We start from the raw sequence: 3,002 nt of genomic DNA, 5'->3' as shown, positions 1-3,002 counted from the left end.
TGGCTGGAAGACGGTACCATTGAGTACCTGGGCCGCAGCGACGACCAGGTGAAGATCCGTGGTTACCGCATAGAGCTGGGTGAGATAGAGCAGGCATTGCTGGAGGACGGCATGCTGCGGGAAACAGTGGTGGTAGCACGCAAAGAAGAAGGTCAGGAACCTTACCTGGTAGCCTACCTGGTAGGCGAAGGCGAGATAGATGTGCGTAGCCTGCGCCAGCGGTTACAGCAACGTTTACCGGACTACATGGTGCCGCAGCATTATGTACAGCTGGACAAGCTGCCCCTTACCGCCAATGGAAAAGTAAACAGGAAATCGTTACCGGCGCCCCTGCATGCAGGGCTGAACAGCGGGGCAGGATATGTGGCGCCTGTGAATGATACGCAAGCCAGGCTTACTGCTATTATCGCTTCGGTGCTGGGCGTGCCGGAAGAGAAGATAGGGATAGAAGATAATTTCTTTGACATCGGCATCAACTCACTGCTGCTCATACGCATCATGGCTTTGGTGAACCGTTCGTTCAACAGCACGCTGAAAGTAAGCACCTTCTTTGAGTGCCCCAATATCAGGAGCCTGTCCGAAAATTATTTTGATCATATGCCGGAGAACAGGCTGCTGCCGGACAACAGCGGGGAAGTAAGCATGGAAATGCTGAACGATACCCTGGAGCTTTTTGAAGAATAGCCATTGTAAACCTTATTGCCTCCTTAATTCATAGCTATATCATGTTAGCATTAATAAAGAAGCTGTCTGAAAAGAACATATACCTGTCTTTGTCAGATAATGACCTCGTTTTGAAATACGATGACGACGATGTATTAACGGCAGACATTATCAGGGAGATACGCGACAATAAGCCTTTCCTGGTCAGGTACCTGAGCCAGGCCAATAGCCAGAATGATTACCAGGGCATACCACGGATAGCGGAAGCGGAAGACTATGCCGCATCTGACGGGCAGCGGAGAATATGGATATTAAGCCAGCTGGAAGATGCGTCCCGCGCCTATAACATGCCTAATACAGAAGTGTTGGAAGGCGATCACTCAAAGGCGCTGCTGGAGCAAGCCATACAAATGCTGATTAGCCGCCATGAAATACTGCACACCGTTTTCAGGGAAAATGAGCAGCACGAATTAAGGCAGGTAGTGCTGCCGGCACATGCTGTTGCATTTCACCTGGAATATGAAGAGGCAGCGCATAAAACAGCCGCTGAGCTGGCGGCCCTCATTGATGCTTATTCCGCTACTGCCTTTGACCTGGAAAAAGGGCCCTTGCTGAAAGGCGCCTTATTAAAAACAGGTCCCCGCCGTTATATCCTGCATTTCAACATGCACCATATTATCAGCGACGGCTGGTCAATGGCCCTGCTCATAAAAGAGGTGCTGGGCTATTATGAAGGATTGCAAAAAGGTATAGCAGCAGCGCTGCCGCCGCTTGCCATACAGTATAAAGATTATGCGGCCTGGCAAAAGCGGGAGCTGTTAACAGCACGTTACCAGCAACACCGTTCTTACTGGCTGCAGCAGCTGGGCGGCGAGCTGCCGTTATTATCACTTCCATCGGATAAAATAAGACCGGCGCTGTTAACGTATAACGGGCATGGCTTTAGAACACTCATCCCCGAAGGCCAGGTAAAACAGCTGCTTGCATTATGTCAGCAACAGCATACCACGCTTTTCATGGGATTGGCTGCCTTGCTGAAAACACTTTTTTACCGTTATACCGGCCAGGAAGATATTATCGTCGGCAGCCCGGTAGCAGGCCGCGAGCACGCGGACCTGGCAGACCAGATCGGGTTTTATGTAAATACAGTAGCGCTGCGTACCCGTTTCAATGGAACAGATAGTTTCCTGTCGTTGATGGAAAAGGTAAAGGAAGTAACGCTGGGCGCTTATGAGCACCAGATGTACCCTTTTGATGCAATTGTACAGGAGCTGCACCTGCAGCGCGATATGAGCCGCTCCCCCATTTTTGATGTAACCCTGGTGTTGCAGAACCAGCAGGAAAAAGGCATTTCAGTGAATGGGGTAACTGACGAAACGGCCGGTGATATTACAGACCTGGGGCCTTGCCCGGCAAAGCTGGACCTGCTGTTTGCTTTTGCCGAAACCATGGAAGGCCTGCAAATGGAAGTGCATTTCAATACCGATGTGTATGACAAGGGTCATATAAAACGGTTAATGGAACATTATAAGCGGCTGCTACAGGCAGCAGTAACAGCGCCTGATAGTAAGCTGTGGGAGCTGGATTATCTGTCCTCAACAGAACAGCAGCAGTTGTTGAACACCTTCAACGATACAGCAGTTACCTACCCCACCGGTCGTACGCTGCTGGACCTTTTCCGTGAACAGGTAGCTGCCCACGGCAACGCTGTAGCGTTGGTGCATAAGGGTGAGCAGTGGAGCTATGAGCAGCTGGATAAGCTGTCGAACCAGCTGGCGCACTATTTACAAACCAGTTACGGTGTAGGCCGTGAAGAGCTGGTATGTGTGGAGCAGCACCGCAGCGAGTGGCTGGTAATTTGCCTGCTGGGGGTGCTGAAGGCTGGTTGTGCTTATGTGCCGATAGACCCCGGCTTTCCTGCAGAACGCAAATCCTTTATCCGGTCCGACACCCGCAGCAAGGTATGCTTGGATGAAGTTGCGCTGGCCCGCTTCCTGAATGAACAAAACCAATACCCGGACCATGACCCCGGCATACAACTATCAGAAAACAACCTGGCCTATGTGCTGTACACCTCCGGTTCTACCGGTCAGCCCAAAGGCTGTATGCTGGAGCATAAAGGCGTGGTGAACCGCCTGGAATGGATGTGGCGTGCCTATGGGTTCAACACTGCAGATGTTGTATTGCAGAAAACCACTTTCACCTTTGATGTATCGGTGTGGGAGCTGTTTTTACCATTGTGCTGGGGATGTAAAATGGTGCTGAGCGAAGACGAAGATATTTATTCACCGGACCGTTTACTGCGGCTCATAGGGGAACAGGGCGTAAGCACATTGCAC

General features: G+C 51.0%; 2 protein-coding genes. Both read left to right on the top strand.

Annotation, left to right across the window (positions count from 1 at the left end; translation table 11 throughout):
- The coding region (locus VFS25_RS16310) for a phosphopantetheine-binding protein (RefSeq protein WP_326463233.1) at positions 1-684 on the top strand (684 nt) is incomplete at its 5' end.
- Positions 685-725: 41 nt separating this feature from the next.
- A partial coding sequence (locus tag VFS25_RS16305) for a condensation domain-containing protein (protein WP_326463232.1) occupies positions 726-3,002 on the top strand: 2,277 nt, incomplete at its 3' end.

The sequence above is a fragment of the Chitinophaga sp. genome (assembly GCF_035761305.1).
In the GTDB taxonomy this organism is placed as follows: domain Bacteria; phylum Bacteroidota; class Bacteroidia; order Chitinophagales; family Chitinophagaceae; genus Chitinophaga.
Note: the sequence above shows the minus strand (reverse complement) of the source record. Positions and strands in the feature narration are given on the sequence as shown.